The organism is Ancylobacter oerskovii, assembly GCF_018390555.1.
Taxonomy (GTDB): Bacteria; Pseudomonadota; Alphaproteobacteria; order Rhizobiales; family Xanthobacteraceae; genus Ancylobacter; species Ancylobacter oerskovii.
Map to the genome: position 1 here is coordinate 29259 of NZ_JAHBGB010000012.1, position 15722 is coordinate 44980.

The window sequence follows — 15722 nt, forward strand, 5'->3', positions numbered from 1 at the left end:
CGCATTCAGGTCAGATGGTGGAAGCGGCGGCCGAAATAGACCAGCCCCTCGCTGGCGTCACCCTCGCGCAGGCCCAGCACCTCGCAGAACATCACGTCGTGGGTGCCGATGCTGGCCACCTGCGTCACCCGGCAGTCGAAGGCAACGGCGGCCTCCGACAGCACCGGTGCGCCGGTGACCAGCGTGGTCCAGCCGGCGCCGGCGAAGCGCTCATCCATGGTCTTCACCCCGCCAGCGAAGCTCATGGAGAGTTCTTCATGATGCGGGCCGGCCAGGGTGTTGACGCACAGCACGCGGCTCGACGCGATCGCCGGATGCGACTGGTTGGAACGGTTCACGCACACCAGCAGCGTCGGCGGGCTGTCGGTCACCGAGCAGACCGCCGAGGCGGTGAAGCCGTAGCGTCCCTCTTCGCCGAGGCTGGTGACGATGTTCACCGCAGCGGGCAGCCGGGACATGCCGGCGCGGTAGCTGTCCCGGTTCACGGCTTCCGGCGCGGTGGTCGGGGCGGCGGTGGCTGCAGGGGAAGCGGGCGGATTCATGAGACCTCCGATCGGCACGGGAAGAGGGGACGGGGATCAGAACTCGCGCAGCATGTCGCGCAGGGTGGCTCCCTCGGCGTAGCTCGTGCGTGCCAGGCCGCGGCGCTGCAGCGCCGGCACCAGACCTTCGCAGATGTCGTTGATGTATTGCCGGCTGATATTGGTGGTGAACGGCCGGGTGATCAGGAAGCCGTCGCCGCCGACCTCCGCCATCACCTCGCCCATCCGCGCCGCCACCTGATCCGGCGTGCCGATGAGACCGTCGAGGCCGCGCCCGAGCTGGTCGGCGCAGAGCTGGCGCAGGGTCTTGCCGCTTCCCCATTGCTGGAAGGCGTCGAGCGAGCCCTGCTCGCCATTGGTGGTGAGGTGCGGCAGCGGCGCGTCGAGAGCGAAGGTGGAGAAGTCGATGTCGGTGATCGCGGCGATCATCGCAAGCGCCTTCTCGCAGTAGTCGGACGCTTCCACGATCCGCGCCGCCTTGGCCCGGGCCTCCTCCTCGGTTTCTCCAAGGATGGGGGCGACGACGAACAGCACCTTGATCTCGTCCGGGTCGCGCCCGCCGGCCGCCGCCCGGGCACGCACGTCGTCACGATAGGCCTTCAGGCCGGCAACGCCCATCGAGGGGGCTATGATGCTGTCGGCGGTCATGGCGGCGAACTGGCGGCCGCGCGGCGAGCCCCCGGCCTGCACGAAGGCCGGCCGGCCCTGCGGCGAGGGCACGCAATTGAGCGGGCCGCGGCTCTGGTAGTAGCTGCCCTTGAAATGGATCGGCTTCACCTTGGTGAAGTCGGCATAGGTGCCGGTCGCGCGGTCGCGTACTACCGCGTCCGGCTCCCAGCTCTCCCACAGCTGCTTGCACAGTTCGACATATTCGTCGGCCATGTCGTAGCGCGCCTGCCGGGGCGGCAGCTTGTCCATGCCGAAATTTTCGGCCGCCAGATCCTCTCCGGTGGTGACGATGTTCCAGCCGAACCGGCCCTTGCAGATATTGTCGAGCGTCGAGCACAGCCGGGCCAGCATGAAGGGCGGATAGGCCATGGTCGAGAAGGTGGCGACCACCCCGAGATGGGTGGTGCTGGCGCCGATCAGGGCGGCCATCGGCGAGGGGTCGGCCTTGGGCCCCATGATGTTGTGCTTCAGGTAGATCTCGTTGGTGCCGCCATAGGCTTCCGAGATCATCAGTGTGTCCTCGAGCATGATGTAGTCGAAGCATGCCCGCTCCATGGCCTGGGCCATCTCGATGTAGAACTTGCCGTCCCACGGATCACCATCGCCGGTGAACGTCTTCGTCCATTCGTCGACCGCGAAATTGGTGAACCATCCGAGATGGAATGGCCGTGCGCTCATAATTGCCCCGATACGCCTGATTGCCCACCGACTGAGTCAGCCTAGAGCGGGGTGTCGACGCGGGACCATCGCCAAAACACCATGTGATGTTCCCGCCAGGGAGCGGCGCCATATTGGGCATCGCGACTGCATCTGATGCACTCTCGATCAATCGACAGAAGTGATCAAAATCTGCTCATCATCGATTTGAGCCGCTCGCCGCGGAAACAGGGAGCGTAGCTTTGGGCGGCGCGCAATTTGCAATGACCACGTTCGTCCGGGGGGGGCGCAGGGAGGTGGTCAGGAGAGGTGCGGCGATGTCGAACATTAGCCAGATCTACGACGTAGACTTGAAGTTGCTCCGCTGCTTTTGCACCATCGTCGAGCAGCAGAGCTTCACCGCAGCGCAGGCGGCGCTCAATCTCTCGCAGTCGACCCTGAGCGAGAATCTCAAATCGCTGGAGATTCGACTCGGCACGCGACTGTGCCGGCGCGGCCCCAAGGGATTCAAGCTGTTCCGAGAGGGGGAAGCGGTCTATCAGGCCGCCAAGGAGCTGTTCGCCTCCATCGAGACCTTCAAGCAGAAGGCGTCCAACCTCAACCAGGGAACCGGCTACGAACTGGTCGTCGGCATCCAGGACGGCATCGTCGAGAACCCCTCTGCGCGCATCCACGACGCGATCCGGCGCTTCTCGGAATATTATCCTAATGTACGCTTTCGCATGGAAGTCATGCTTGGCTTCCAGCTGACCGGCCGCGTCGCCGACGGCATGGTGCATGTCGGCATCGGGCTGGTGAACGACCAGTTTCCTCAACTGACCTATGAGCACCTGTTCGATGAGCAGGGTTACATGTGCTGCAGCGACAAACATGCACTCTTCGCGGTACCGGATGACGAGCTGACGCTCGACGACATCGAATCGGCGGCCTACTGCAACCGGGGGCATCTCGAATATTATCACCCCGAGCGCACGCGCCACGGCGTCACCAGCGGCGACATCGGGCTCGGCATCCAGTCACAGCTGGCCCTCATCCTGTCGGGCCGGAACATTGGATATGTGCTCGACCACACCGCCGAGCCGCTCATTGCCGTCGGTTCGCTCCGCGCTCTGCGGCCGGATCTGGTCCGCATCGTCAACCCGGTCACAGCGATGGTAGGCCCCAGCGTGGCCGGCTTCAAGCTGGCGCGCCGGTTCGTCGACTGCCTGGTCGACGTGCATATGGAGCTTGGCCAAGGTAGGGTGCTGCCGCGGCCGGCCTTCGCAAGCAGCTGCGGAACGCTTGTCGAGCAGGATGGCGTTTGCGTGGTCCTGCCGTCGTCGAAACCGGCTGAGCGTTTAGCCCCTGATGCGCCCTTTTCGAGCCACAGGTCGGCTTTCACACGCGAGGGTCATGTCACCAGGGACGTGTCCCCACCATCATAGCTGTTGGCTGTGGGGCGAGAGTGCGGGTGGTCCTTAGAGACCGCGTTCCGGTGATTGCTCGGGTGGCTCGATTCTGGCGCTGTGCATCTACCTCCGCCGACCAGCCGGCCATAGTGGCGTCGGTTCTCGACGGCAGCACCAACGATTCATGTGATCAGCTCTTCACTGCAGTGAGGATCGCTTGGCGGTTTCGCAAGAACCTCTTCTCACGACGGAAAATGGGCCGACCACCTTCAGGACCAGCTCCCCAACTTCACCCACGCCAACACAATTCTCATACGGCTTTTGGAGCGACACCGACAATTGGCGACGCGCCCGAGACTCACAGCGTCGAGCCACTAGCGATCGATACAGCCGTGGAGCACCGGAGTAGGGGTTCGAGCCTTGCATGTGCGATGGCAATGTTGAGGGAGCAGCGGTTCAGTAGGTTTGTGCTTAGGGGTGGTCATGCCGCCGCGATGTCCGTTTGGCTAAAGTCGCTCCCCTTGAACAGGAGGGGCTCGCCTGTGGCCTTTGCCAATGCATAGGCGAAGCAGTCACCGAAGTTCAGCCCAGCCCTGTGCCGTCCCTTTCCGAAGTCGAGGAAAGCCTGACTGGCAAGTTCGCCGTGTTCGATCGTGACTGGTTCGATGATGATCCCGGCACGGCGGAAGAAAGCCTCGACCTGCCGCATGCCGCCCGGTCCGAGCTGGTTTTCGATCACCATTGAGAGTTCGACTTAGTTCGCTACGCTGGTGCGACAGACGTCCGCGTCGTGAATGAGCTGAGCAAACGCTTCGGCCTCATCTTCTCGATAGAGGATCGCCACCATGGCCGAGGTGTCGATAATCATTTCGGCAGGCCGTTCTCGTCAAAGAGAAGATCGGCATGATCGACGTAAGGCCGCTTCACATGCGCTGCGGCGCGATCAGCAATCGCCAGCAGTTCACGCACACTGGCCTTGCCTTTCCTCCGCTCGATTCGGGCATATCGCTCGCGTAGGGCCTCTGTGACGATATGCGTCATGCTTTCGCCAGTGATGCGGGCAATGGCTTGCGCCAGGCGGTGTGCTTCAGGATCCTTGATGTTGAGGCTCATAGGACCTCCGTTTCTAGATTAATAGATAGATTTCTACCATTCTACCTGACCGCTATTGACTCGGCAATCGTAAGTCTCAGCCCGCGTCAGTTTAGCCGTACCTTCTGGCTGAGACCGGCCGGTCTCAGCGAAAGGTCGAGGCGCTTCGCCTGGAAGCCGCGCGTTTTATGATTGATGAGGGGCGCCACTTCGGTACAAAATTGCGAGCGCCGTTCGCCGCCGCTCCTATGCTTGATGCGGCAGCGAGCGTGCGCAGCAGGTCCGATTTTTCCCATTAGCCGTATCTCTGACTTGCTCACCACCTCGACGCGTTGAGCGAGCGCACGCAGATGATCGCGGTGATATTCACCTGTCCCGGTACGTAGCTTGGCGCGGGCGACCTCGTCCTGGCCGAAGCCGTCGGGCGAACGCGGTGTCGGTGCGACGATCTCGCGGTCGAGCCAGGTGGCCCCTTCGGCACGGATCTGGCGGTCGAGCGAGAGCTGCGAGGCGATCTTGATGCTTGGGCCTACTCCGGCGAGCGAGCGGTCGTAGGCAAAGCCTCGCTCAGGCAGAACCTTCGGGATGGTCCGGTCCAGTGCTCGGCATGTACCCGCTGGACGTGGCCGGCGCGCCGGAGTGCCTCCAGTCGCCGGACATGCGAGCGGATATAGGCCTCGGGGCCCTTGCCCTGTTCGGTGAAGCGGTCACGGATACGGGCAAGGTGTGTGCTCGGGTTATAGATGCCCGTGCCATCGGTGTTCCCGAGGATGTTGAGATCGACCATGCGCGGCTGGGTGATTGGCGGCGTCACCTCGACGATCATACCACGCTGGAGGCCATCGAGCCGGGTGGCATCCGGGAACTCGACATGGTGGACGCGGGCATCGATGCCATCGACCACGAGATAGGTCGTCTCGCTCGGGCCGTTGCCGGCCAGTCCCTTGCCGAGTACCCGGCCGGTGATGCTGTTGCAGCATCACGATGCAACCGGCTTCACCGCTTCACGCACTACCCGCGTTGCTGACGCAGGAAGTGGGGATGCGGACGCTCGATCGTTCGTTACGCGGCAATGGCGCGTCCGCTCCGGTTGCTAAAGGCGCACACGCCACCGCCCACGCCGCCACGCAGGTGCTGTTCGAGATTCCTGCATGTCGGTTACCGCGATGAAAGCACGGTAGGCCTGAGAGAGCATCGGCGGCGGCATGCGCGGCCGCCGGTCAACCCTTGCTTCACGCACCGAAGCTGCGCGTCACCAGCCGGGTCATGCGCTCCGAAAATGCCTTCGCGTCGCCCGGCCGGTCGCCATCGAGCACGCGGGCGGTATCGAGCAGGAGATGCGCGACATCCGCGCGTGAAGCGTCATCAGAATGGCCGGCAAGGCCGACAATCATTGCGTGCTTCGGGTTGATCTCAAGGATCGGCTTTGCCGCACTGCCGAGGCGACCGGAAGCGGCGAGAAAGCGCTCATATTGCCGGTCCGGCCCGCTTTCGCTCGCCACAAGGCACACCGCGCTGTCGGTGAGGCGGTCGGAAGCGCGCACATCGGCCACCTCATCGCCGAGCACGTCCTTCATCGCGGCGATCAGCGCGACGATGTCCTCGCCCGCCTCACTGGAGGGCGCGGCATCGGTATCGAGCAGCGGGATCAGGCCAAGATCGGCCGTACCCTGTGTGATGGACTTGAACGGCTTACCCTCATAGTCGATCCCGCTCGCCACCCAGAACGCATCGACCGGATCCGACAGCAGCAGCACCTCAATGCCGCGGGCGCGGAAACCTTCGAGATGCGGCGAGTTGGCGATGCGAGTGGCATCGTCGCCGGCGATATAATAGATCGCGGTCTGGTTCTCTTTCAGCGCCGTCGCATAGTCCTTGAGGCTGCGCGTCGCCTCGCCGGACGCGGTGGTCTTGAAGCGCGCGAGGCTCAGCAACTGCTCGCGGCGCTCGAAGTCCTCATAGAGGCCTTCCTTCATCACCGCGCCGAAATTCTCCCACACCTTGCCGAACGCCTCGGCGTCGGTTTCGGCGAGCTTCGACAGTTCCGAGATCAGCCGATTGGTGACGCCCTTCTTGATGGCGCTGAGCAGCGGGCTGTCCTGGATCATCTCGCGCGAGACGTTGAGCGGCAGGTCGGCACTATCCACCACGCCGCGCACGAAGCGCAGATAACGCGGCAGAAGCTCGGCGTCGTCGGTGATGAAGACGCGCTTCACATAGAGCTTGATGCGCCCCTTGCGGTCGGCGTCAAACAGGTCGAACGGCCGCGCGCCCGGCACGAAGGCAAGCGCGGTATACTCGTGCCGGCCCTCGGCGCGGAAATGCACGGTGAGCGCCGGCTCGTCATACTGGCCGGCCACGCTACGGTAGAAGTCGGTGTATTCCTGCACGGTGATCTCGGACTTCGAACGCGTCCACAGCGCCGCACCATCCGAGAGCGAGGTGGCCTCCTCGCCGGGCTTCTCGATGAAGCTGATCGGCACCGGCACATGGCCGGACTGTTCCTTGACGATGCGCTCCAGCGTCCAGCGCTCGGCATAGGATTTCGCCTCCTCGGTAAGGTGCAGCACCACGCACGTGCCACGCGCCGGTGCCTGCTCAAGCGCGACCGGCGAGACCGAAAACTCGCCCTTGCCGTCGGAGGCCCACTGCCAGGCCTCGTCGCTGCCGGCGCGGCGGCTGATGACCTCGACCTTTGAGGCCACCATGAAGGCCGAATAGAAGCCGACGCCGAACTGGCCGATCAGTTGCGCGCCTTCCCTACCCTCGGCCTGCGCGATGCGGTCGACGAAATTGCGGGTGCCGGAGCGGGCGATGGTGCCGAGCGCCTCGATCATCTCGTCCCGGCTCATGCCGATGCCATTGTCGGCGATGGTGAGCGTGGCCGCCTCGGGATCGGCGGCGATGGTGATGTCGAGCTTCGCGTCGCCGCCGAGCAGTTCCGGACTGGTGATCGCCTCGTAGCGCAGCTTCTCGCATGCGTCCGCCGCATTGGAGACCAGTTCCCGCAGGAACACGTCACGATCGGAATAGACCGAATGCACCATCATGTGCAGCAGGCGGGAAACATCGGCCTCGAAAGGGCGGTTTTCGCTGGTCTCTGTCGTCATGGCATCCGGTCGCATCAATGAAATGTCCGGCGCGACAGATGGCAAGGAAGCCGGCGGCTTTCAAGATGGACAATGTCTCGGCGACCTCAGCAACGGGCACGCAGCGTCGATGTCGTCGAAAAAGTCGGCGTTACTGCGGTCGTGAAGTCCTGATTCTGTTGTCCGTCGCCAGCCCCGGCGTGATCGAGACGGCAGGCCTCAACGATCTGTTCGGCGGCGGGGCGCAGGCGAGGGTGTGAAGACCGGCATGGTCGCCTCCCTTCCAGGCGGCCGGGTTGGCAAGCCCGAGGACGTCGTCGATGCGGTGCTGTTGCTAGCCTCCGGCGCCGCGAGTTTGGTGAACGGTGCCGAGCTTTTCGTGGACGGCGGCATGACGCAGGTCTGACGAGGGCGACCGCTGGCCGGTTAGCGTCGCGAAAAACTGAAAAGGCGGTTGCGGCCGGGCATCCAGCGGCTCTGCTGGCCAATTCAAGCGGGAGGAAGGGCGGCTTCATGGCTCCCCCCCCTTCTTGCTATGGAAGGTTTGCGACGCCTCGGCGGGGGGTGAGCCCCTGCGGAGTCGGCTCGCCAACCCCGGCACACCGGAGAGGAGATACCCGTGGAGTACGAAGCGTTCGACTCGAACATCATTCGAGGGAGGTTGTGCAGGTCGTCGGTGGAGAACGGTCTGAAAATCGGCCGGCCAACCATGCAACGGCTTGGACCGCACTGGCCGCAGCGGCGCCTCCGTGGGACGCAAGCGGAATCTCGTGATAGACCACGTGCGTATCGGCCCGACATAGCTGACGGACGTAGTCGCGTGTGATTGTGGGCCTGACAAACATATCAAGCTGCCCCTGCGTCAAAAATACGGGCACGTGCAACACCGGCACGGAGTTGCGGGCGATGAGCGATTGCCAATCTCGCTGTTTGGCGACATTGGGCTTGAGAAACCCCTCGTCCTGGAATGCCAGCGCGTCGAGCCCTAAGGAAATGTCGTCGGCGAGATTGAGACTGCAGGTATGTGCGATCCGCCTTACCGTTGCCCGTGCATCGCTCTTCACGATGGCGCCGAGAGGTGCGTGGTAGGTCTTGCTCCATGACCAAGCGGCGTAGGACGCGATGACGTTTCCGCCGAGCGTGCCGATATCGGCCTTCATGAGGGGAAGCAGCTCCGTCGGCGCCGAGACGGCGGCGACGCCGACAAGATGCATGTCGGGCGCGTAGCGGCGAGCAATTGCGCCCGCGAATAAGGACGCATGCCCCCCTTGAGAGAACCCCCAAGTTGCGAAACGGTTCGAGGCGTGGGCACCCGGAATTCGCCGAACGGCACGCGCCGCGTCGATTAGTGCCTGTCCCTCGCTGGCACCCGCGAGATAGCCGGTCCGCCCGTCTTCTCCCAGCCCCTGATAATCAGTGGCGACCACGAGGATATCGTTGGTCAACAGCCCGTCCAGGCCGGCTATGTCTGCGAAGCCTTGCGCCGGACGGAAAGATGGCGCGCAGTCCGACGCGATGCCGGTGGTGCCATGCCCCCAAGAAGCGATCGGCCGCAAGGCAGCATCATTCCCAGCGCTTGGTATTGCGACAAGGCCGGACACGGCGATGCTTTTGCCGGCGGAATTTCGTGAGCGATAGATGATGCGGTAAGCCGCCGACGCCCCAGGGGGGCAGTCACGGCCTGCATCCGTAACAGCGTGCCGGGAGGGCCGGCGATCTCTCCCTTCGGTATACTGTAGAAGGTCGCCGAACCGGCAGCGTCAGCCATAGCGCCCATCGCCGGATAGCCGACGGCGAGCAGCACACCAAGGAAGATGGAAAAACGTCTACTTTTCGCTGCGCGGCGCGTCGACATCTGCATGGTCAGGCCCAGTTGTTCAGATGAAGCCAAGCAAGATCTTATGTAGACCCTAGGGAATCCGTGAATTTTTGCGATCATACGAGCGTATGGATGGTTTATATATTCGATGCTTCGAAACATCCTTCTCGTTCACCCGCGGGTATCGGACGCTGTCGGCCGAAGTGCCTGACCTATGAGCGGGGGTGCCTTTTTCTTCTGGCCGCCGCTGGAGGCTGGGCTTGCGGTGACGTTGTCTGGCCTGCCGCCTGAAAAGTGGTCCTCCTTGAAGTAGGCTTTCGAGCCCTTGGAGGATGGCGCCATGGCGCAGAAGAAGCACAAGCCGCAGGAGATCATCGGGAAGCTTCGGCAGGTCGACGTTCTGGTATCGCAGGGGCGCCCCGTTACCGAAGTGATCCGGGCGATCGGGGTGACGGCGTTCACGTATTACCGATGGCGCAAGGAGTTTGGCAGGCTGAAGAGCGACCAGGTTAAGCGGCTGAAGGAACTCGAGAGGTAGAACGAGCGGATGCGCAAGGCTGTCTCGGATCTGACGCTGGAGAAGCTGATCCTGAAGGAAGCTGCGGCGGGAAATTTCTGAGCCCCGCCCGGCGGCGGCGCTGTGTCGAACACGTCGTGAGCAAGCTTGGCGTGTCGGAACCGCTGGCGTGCCGGGTTCTGGGGCAACATCGATTGACCCAACGCAAGGTGCCGGTGGGCCGTGCCGACGAGGCGACCCTGACCGCCGACATCGTGGAACTCGCCACCCAGTACGGACGCTATGGCTATCGCCGGATCACGGCCTTGCTGCACGCCGCCGGGTGGGCGGTGAACGTCAAGCGGGTGGAGCGAATCTGGCGGCGGGAGGGGCTCAAAGTGCCGCACAGGCAGCCGAAGAAGGGCCGTCTTTGGCTCAACGACGGCTCCTGCGTGCGGCTGCGACCGGAACATCCCAACCACGTCTGGTCCTACGACTTCGTCGAGGATCGCACTCACAATGGCCGAAAGTTCCGCATGCTCGCGACAAACGCGCTGCGTTTGCGCTGACGTCATCGATGAGTTTACGCGGGAATGCCTGGCGATCCGCATCGACCGCAAGCTCAACTCGACTTCGGTCTTCGACGTCCTGTCGGACCTGTTCGTACTGCGGGGCGTGCCGGGACACGTACGTTCCGACAATGGCCCGGAGTTCATCGCCAAGGCCGTCCGGGACTGGATCGCCGCGGTCGGCGCCAGGACGGCCTTCATCGAACCGGGCTCGCCCTGGGAGAATGGCTCTTGAGAGAGCTTCAATTCCAAGCTCCGCAACGAGCTCCTCAACGGTGAGATCTTCTACAGCCTGGCCGAGGCACGCATCGTCATCGAAGGCTGGCGCCAGCACTACAACACCGAGAGACCTCACTCCTCGCTCGGCTACAAACCGCCGGCTCCAGCGGCCATCCTGTCCCTGAAGCCCTACCAATCAAGCCAGGCCGAAAGGCCGACTATGCATTAGAGTCCAACCGGACCGCTCAATAGGGGCAGGCCAGATTTTGATCTTTCCGTCTAGTGGCCAGCGACAGGCTCCGCCGCGATCGCGGGACGCTCCGGATTTGGCGGTGTCCATCTCGACCGCAGCGTTACGAAGAAGACCGGGGTGAGGAATAGGCCGAAGAACGTCACGCCCAGCATGCCGAAGAACACCGCCGTTCCCAGCGCCTGACGCATCTCGGCGCCCGGGCCGGTCGCGATCATCAGCGGCAGGACGCCGAAAATGAAGGCGAAGGCGGTCATCAGGATCGGGCGCAGCCGCAGCCGGCAGGCCTCGACCGCGGATTCGACGGCGCTCTTGCCGGCCTCCTGCGCCTGCCGGGCGAACTCCACGATGAGGATGGCGTTCTTTGCCGCCAGGCCGACCAGCACGATCAGGCCGATCTGGGTCAGGATGTTGTTGTCCTGGCCGCGCCAGTGCACGCCCAGCAGCGCCGCCAGGATTGCCAGCGGTACGATGAGGATGATAGCGATCGGCAAGGTCCAGCTTTCATACTGCGCCGCCAGCGCCAGGAAGACGAACACGACCGATAGGGCGAAGATGTAGTTCGCCGTATTGCCCGTAGTGGTCTCTTGATAGGCGAGCTCGGTCCACTGGAAGTCGGTTCCGGGCGGCAGGGCTTCCGCCGCGAGGTGCTCCATGCTTGCAATGGCGTCGCCTGTTGACGTCCCCGCCGCCGGCGTGCCCTGCACCGGCACCGACACGTACATATTGTAGTGCTGGACCAGCGTCGGCCCGTTGGTGTCGCGAATGACGACCAGCGTTCCCATGGGCACGAGCGCGCCCGTGGCCGAGCGGACCTTGAGATTCAGTATGTCGTCGCGCTCGCGGCGATATCGCTCATCCGCCGAGGCCCGAACTTGGTACACGCGCCCGAAGGCGTTGAAATCATTCACATAGGACGTGCCTAGATTGATCGACAGCGTGTCGAGAATGTCAGGCACCGACACGTTCAGCTTCCGGGCCTTCTCGCGGTCTATATCGATGAAGAACTGCGGCGTGTTGGCAGAAAAGGTCGTGAAGACACCCGTCAGGCCTGGCGTCTGGTTCGCCTTGGCCGAGATCTGCCGGGCAAGGCCGAGTACCCGGCGCAGATCGGCGCTGTCGTGGTCGACCAGCTGCATCTTGAACCCGCCGCCATTGCCGATGCCGCGCACGGAGGGCGGCGGGATGGCAATGATGAACGCCTCCTGGATCGCCTGAAGGCGCGTGTACATCTCGCCGATGATCTGGTGAGCGCTCTGATGGTGCTCCAGGCGATGCTCGAAGCTCTCGAACGGGGTGAAGATCACCCCGGCATTGGTCGCATTGGTGAAGGTTGCGCCGTTGAAGCCGGAGAAGGCGACCGCATGCGCCACGCCAGGCACCTCGTCGATGATCGCCGTCGCGCGCTTGACCACCTCGTCGGTCCGCCCGAGAGCGGCGCCGTCCGGCAGCTGGATGACGACGATGGCATAGCCCTGGTCGCTGTTCGGGATGAACCCGCGCGGAACCAGCGTAACCATGTAATAAGTCGCCCCGAGCAGGCCCGCGAATACAGCGAGCGCCGCCAGCCGCGAGGCGAGATTTCGGACCATGTGCCGGACGATCCAGGCATAGCCGCGGCTGACGCGATCAAAGCCGGCGTTGAAGCCATTGGCCATTGCCGAGAAAACACGCCCGACAATAGTGCGCGACGGCGTGCCGTGGGAATGCGGCTTGAGTACGAGCGCGGCAAGCGCCGGCGAAAGCGTCAGCGAATTGAACGCCGAAATGGCCGTCGCGATGGAAATGGTGACCGCGAACTGCCGGTAGAACTGGCCGGTAATCCCCGGCACGAAGGCGCTCGGCACGAAGACCGCGATGAGAACGAGGGAAATCGCGACCACCGCCGTGCCGACCTCATTCATCGTCACGCGGGACGCCTCCTTGGGCGACATGCCGAGCGACAGATTTCGCTCCACATTCTCGACGACGACGATGGCATCGTCGACGACGATGCCAATCGCCAGCACGAGACCGAACAACGTCAGCAGGTTCAGCGAGAAGCCGAACGCCAGAAGAAACGCGAAGGTGCCGACGAGCGATACCGGGATAGCTATGATCGGTATCAGAGCCGTGCGCCAGGATTGCAGGAACACCAGCACGACGATGGCGACCAGCAGGGCCGCCTCGCCGATGGTGCGGTACACCTCGTCGATCGAGGCAGAGATGAATTCGGTCGGATTGTAGACGATCTGGTAGGCGAGACCTTCGGGGAACGATGCCGAGGCCTTCTTCATCAGCGCGCGAATCTCATCCGCCGTCGCCAGCGCGTTGGTGCCCGGCCGCGAGAACACCGCGATCGCAACCGCCGAATTGCCGTCGAGATAGCTGTTGGTGACGTAGTCCTTCGCGCCAAGCTCGACGCGGGCCACATCCTGCAGCTGGACGATACGTCCGTCCGTCGTTGACTTGACCACAACATAGCGGAACTGGCGCGCATCCGCGAAGCGCCCCTGCGCCGTCACGGTATACTGGAATGCCTGCCCCGCATCGACGGGCGGAGCGCCGATCGAGCCGCCGGACACCTGCACATTCTGGTCGCGCAGCGACTGGACCACATCGGCGGCGGTCATGCCGAGCGCAGCCAGTTTTTCCGGGTCGAGCCAGACCCGCACGGAATATTCGCGTTCGCCGAATAGCGTGACGTCGCCGACACCATCGAGACGAACAAGGTCGTCGCGAATGCGGTTGCGAGCATAATTGGAAATGTAGAGCTGGTCGTAGCGCGCGTTCGGCGAGTAGAGGTGAACCACCATCAGGATGTCCGGCGAACTCTTGACGGTGGTGACGCCGAGGCGCCGGACCTCCTCGGGAAGGCGGGGTTCGGCGATGGCTACACGGTTCTGGACGAGGACCTGCGCCTTATCGAGGTTGGTGCCGAGCTTAAATGTCACCGTCAGGCTCATCGAGCCGTCCGCGCTCGAATATGACGACATGTACAGCATGTCCTCGACGCCGTTCACTTCCTGCTCGATCGGCGTGGCGACGGTCTTGGCGATCGTCTCGGGGTCGGCACCCGGATAGGAGGTCCGGATGACGATCGTGGGAGGCGCGATCTCCGGATATTGCGAAACCGGCAGCTGGAAATAGGCGATACTTCCGCTGAGCAGCAGCAGGATCGAGAGAACCGCCGCGAAGATGGGCCGGTCGATGAAGAAATGAGAAAATCTCACGGCGCCACCCCTACCATCGGATTGCCGCCCGACTGTTCTTCATAGCTCCGCGGGAGTTCGACCAGCTGCGTCGATACTTTGACGCCGGGACGCGCCCGCAGCAGGCCGTTGATGATGATGGTTTCGTCGCCCTTCAGTCCGTCGCGGACCACGCGGTAGCCATAGAGCCGCGGGCCGGGACGGATCGGCTGTGTCGACACCGTACCGTCTGCGGCCACGACATGCACGACACGCTGATTCTGGTCGGAACTGATGGCTTCGTCGGGAATGAGGATGGCGGTATAGCGGTTCGACGCCTCAACCTGCGCGCGGCCGAACAGGCCGGGCTGCAGCACCATTGATCCGTTCGGGAAGCGGGCGCGCACCCGCATTGTGCCGGTCGCGTTGTCGAAGCGGTTCTCCGCGAAATTGAGCTCGCCGACAAACGCGCCTTCCCTGGAGTCGGCGATCTGCACGCGCACTTTCACGGAGTCGTCGCCCTGCTGCAAGTCGGCCTTCCGCTCCCGTGCGGTACGAGCAAAATTCAGCAGGCGACGCTCGTCGACGTCGAAGTAGAAGTCGATGGGGTCGAGGGAGACGACGGTAGTGAGAATTGTACTATCCGCTTCCACAAGACTCCCGATGGACAGGAGCTTCCGGTCGACCCGGCCGGAGATCGGCGCGACGATCTTCGTGTACTCCAGATCGAGCGCCGCCCTATCTGCCGCCGCCTGCGCGCCGCGGACGCTGGCCTGCGCGGAGACCAGATCGCGCCGCCTGTCGTCCAGCGTCGATATCGATCCGGAACCGCTCTGGGCGAGGGACTCGGCGCGCTTGTACTGCGCCTCCGCGAGCGTCAGCGTCGATTTGGCGACTTCCAGCGCCGAATTCGCCTGCTCGAGCGCCGTGTTGAACGGTCGTTGGTCGATGACGAACAGGACGTCGCCCTTCTTCACGATGGCGCCGTCCCTGAAGCGGATCTCATCAAGATAGCCACCGACGCGCGCGCGGATCGCCACCTCATCCACTGCCTCGAAGCGGCCGATAAATTCGTCGTTCTCCACGACTTCACGCATCACCGGTTTGGCAACGGTGACGACCGGCGCCGACTGCGCGCTTGCTTCCGAGCTGAGTGCGATGCTGGCGATCGCAGCTATTCCAGCTACCAATAGGCGGATATGCAGCCCGGAAATCCGATGCCTCGAGGGAGAACATTGAACGGATACGCAATTGGTCGCCCGCATCGTTTCGGCCTTTTATCTATAAGATTTTGCTTGCAGAAAGCGTGGCACGACAATCAGGAATAGTGGATGCAGCAGGAATTTCTGGCATACCTGCTAGCTTATTTTCCATTCCTTCCGTCAAGAGGTTTTCAAAGATGCACGCCCCTCGGGTCAGGATTCGCAGCATTATCCGCTGCGGTCATTTCGGACGGGGTGGTGCCGGATCTGACAATCGCGAGTGGCGGTCTACGGACAGATATCCATCAGCCGCCATTTCCGAGCGGTGGCGAACCCATCCAAATCGTGAAGAACTTGTCCCGGATTAAAATCGTCGACCATGCGCCTGCTCCCGAGGGGTTGAGCGAAAACGCACGGATCGAGGTCCATCTCCTCCCAGCCACCTAGCAGGCTGACAGCGTTGTTAGCGGTCCGTCAGCGTACTGCCGATTACCACCGGCGTCGAATCGGCCGGGCTCTATTTGGGATTGTTGGGTGTTTCGCCATAGGTGAGCCGTGAC

General features: G+C 63.2%; 12 protein-coding genes and 2 pseudogenes. 4 read left to right on the forward strand and 10 right to left on the reverse strand.

Features of this window, described 5'->3' with window-relative positions; genetic code table 11:
* Positions 1-5: 5 nt before the first annotated feature.
* Both KHC19_RS08030 and KHC19_RS08035 read right to left on the reverse strand, forming a co-directional pair.
* Positions 6-542 (reverse strand): flavin reductase, encoded by a 537-nt coding sequence (locus tag KHC19_RS08030; protein ID WP_213351842.1) that lies wholly within the window; start codon positions 540-542, stop codon positions 6-8.
* Positions 543-578: 36 nt separating this feature from the next.
* Positions 579-1889: an NtaA/DmoA family FMN-dependent monooxygenase gene (locus tag KHC19_RS08035; protein WP_213351843.1), complete on the reverse strand. Its 1311-nt coding sequence runs from the start codon at positions 1887-1889 to the stop codon at positions 579-581.
* A 296-nt stretch (positions 1890-2185) separates the two neighbouring features.
* On the opposite strand from KHC19_RS08035, the gene KHC19_RS08040 reads away from it, so the two are divergent.
* Positions 2186-3292: a LysR family transcriptional regulator gene (locus KHC19_RS08040; protein ID WP_213351844.1), complete on the forward strand. Its 1107-nt coding sequence runs from the start codon at positions 2186-2188 to the stop codon at positions 3290-3292.
* A gap of 445 nt (positions 3293-3737) precedes the next feature.
* Here KHC19_RS08040 and KHC19_RS08045 read toward each other — a convergent pair.
* From KHC19_RS08045 to htpG, 5 genes and pseudogenes are all read right to left on the reverse strand, one after another.
* Positions 3738-4124: pseudogene (locus KHC19_RS08045) on the reverse strand (type II toxin-antitoxin system VapC family toxin).
* Positions 4121-4369 (reverse strand): type II toxin-antitoxin system VapB family antitoxin, encoded by a 249-nt coding sequence (locus tag KHC19_RS08050; protein WP_213351845.1) that lies wholly within the window; start codon positions 4367-4369, stop codon positions 4121-4123. Before KHC19_RS08050 ends, KHC19_RS08045 begins: the two are co-directional and overlap by 4 nt.
* Positions 4370-4455: 86 nt before the next feature.
* Complete coding sequence (locus tag KHC19_RS26435; protein WP_213351867.1) at positions 4456-4947, reverse strand: DUF3363 domain-containing protein; 492 nt, start codon at positions 4945-4947, stop codon at positions 4456-4458.
* Positions 4878-5315 carry a DUF3363 domain-containing protein gene (locus KHC19_RS08060; RefSeq protein ID WP_213351868.1) on the reverse strand — a complete coding sequence of 146 codons (438 nt, stop codon included), beginning with the start codon at positions 5313-5315 and terminating at the stop codon, positions 4878-4880. The genes KHC19_RS26435 and KHC19_RS08060 overlap by 70 nt, the downstream gene beginning before the upstream one ends.
* 265 nt (positions 5316-5580) lie before the next feature.
* Positions 5581-7458 (reverse strand): molecular chaperone HtpG, encoded by a 1878-nt coding sequence (gene htpG / locus KHC19_RS08065; RefSeq protein ID WP_213351846.1) that lies wholly within the window; start codon positions 7456-7458, stop codon positions 5581-5583.
* Positions 7459-7496: 38 nt separating this feature from the next.
* Here htpG and KHC19_RS08070 point away from each other — a divergent pair, with 38 nt between their 5' ends.
* A complete protein-coding gene (locus tag KHC19_RS08070) occupies positions 7497-7697 on the forward strand; it encodes a hypothetical protein (RefSeq protein WP_213351847.1) in 201 nt (66 codons plus the stop codon).
* Between the two features lie 8 nt (positions 7698-7705).
* A complete protein-coding gene (locus tag KHC19_RS08075) occupies positions 7706-7843 on the forward strand; it encodes an SDR family oxidoreductase (RefSeq protein ID WP_213351848.1) in 138 nt (45 codons plus the stop codon).
* 241 nt (positions 7844-8084) lie between these two features.
* Here KHC19_RS08075 and KHC19_RS08080 read toward each other — a convergent pair whose 3' ends face one another.
* Positions 8085-9038 (reverse strand): lipase family protein, encoded by a 954-nt coding sequence (locus tag KHC19_RS08080; RefSeq protein ID WP_343207674.1) that lies wholly within the window; start codon positions 9036-9038, stop codon positions 8085-8087.
* 558 nt (positions 9039-9596) lie between these two features.
* On the opposite strand from KHC19_RS08080, the pseudogene KHC19_RS08085 reads away from it, so the two are divergent.
* A pseudogene (locus tag KHC19_RS08085) lies at positions 9597-10769 on the forward strand (IS3 family transposase).
* A 50-nt stretch (positions 10770-10819) separates the two neighbouring features.
* On the opposite strand, the gene KHC19_RS08090 reads toward KHC19_RS08085, so the two are convergent.
* Together KHC19_RS08090 and KHC19_RS08095 are read right to left on the reverse strand one after the other, a co-directional pair.
* Entirely contained in the window at positions 10820-14002 is a 3183-nt protein-coding gene (locus KHC19_RS08090; protein WP_213351850.1) for an efflux RND transporter permease subunit, read from the reverse strand.
* Positions 13999-15225, reverse strand: a complete 1227-nt coding sequence (locus KHC19_RS08095; RefSeq protein ID WP_213351851.1) for an efflux RND transporter periplasmic adaptor subunit — start codon at positions 15223-15225, stop codon at positions 13999-14001. The genes KHC19_RS08090 and KHC19_RS08095 overlap by 4 nt, the downstream gene beginning before the upstream one ends.
* Between the last annotated feature and the right edge of the window lie 497 nt (positions 15226-15722).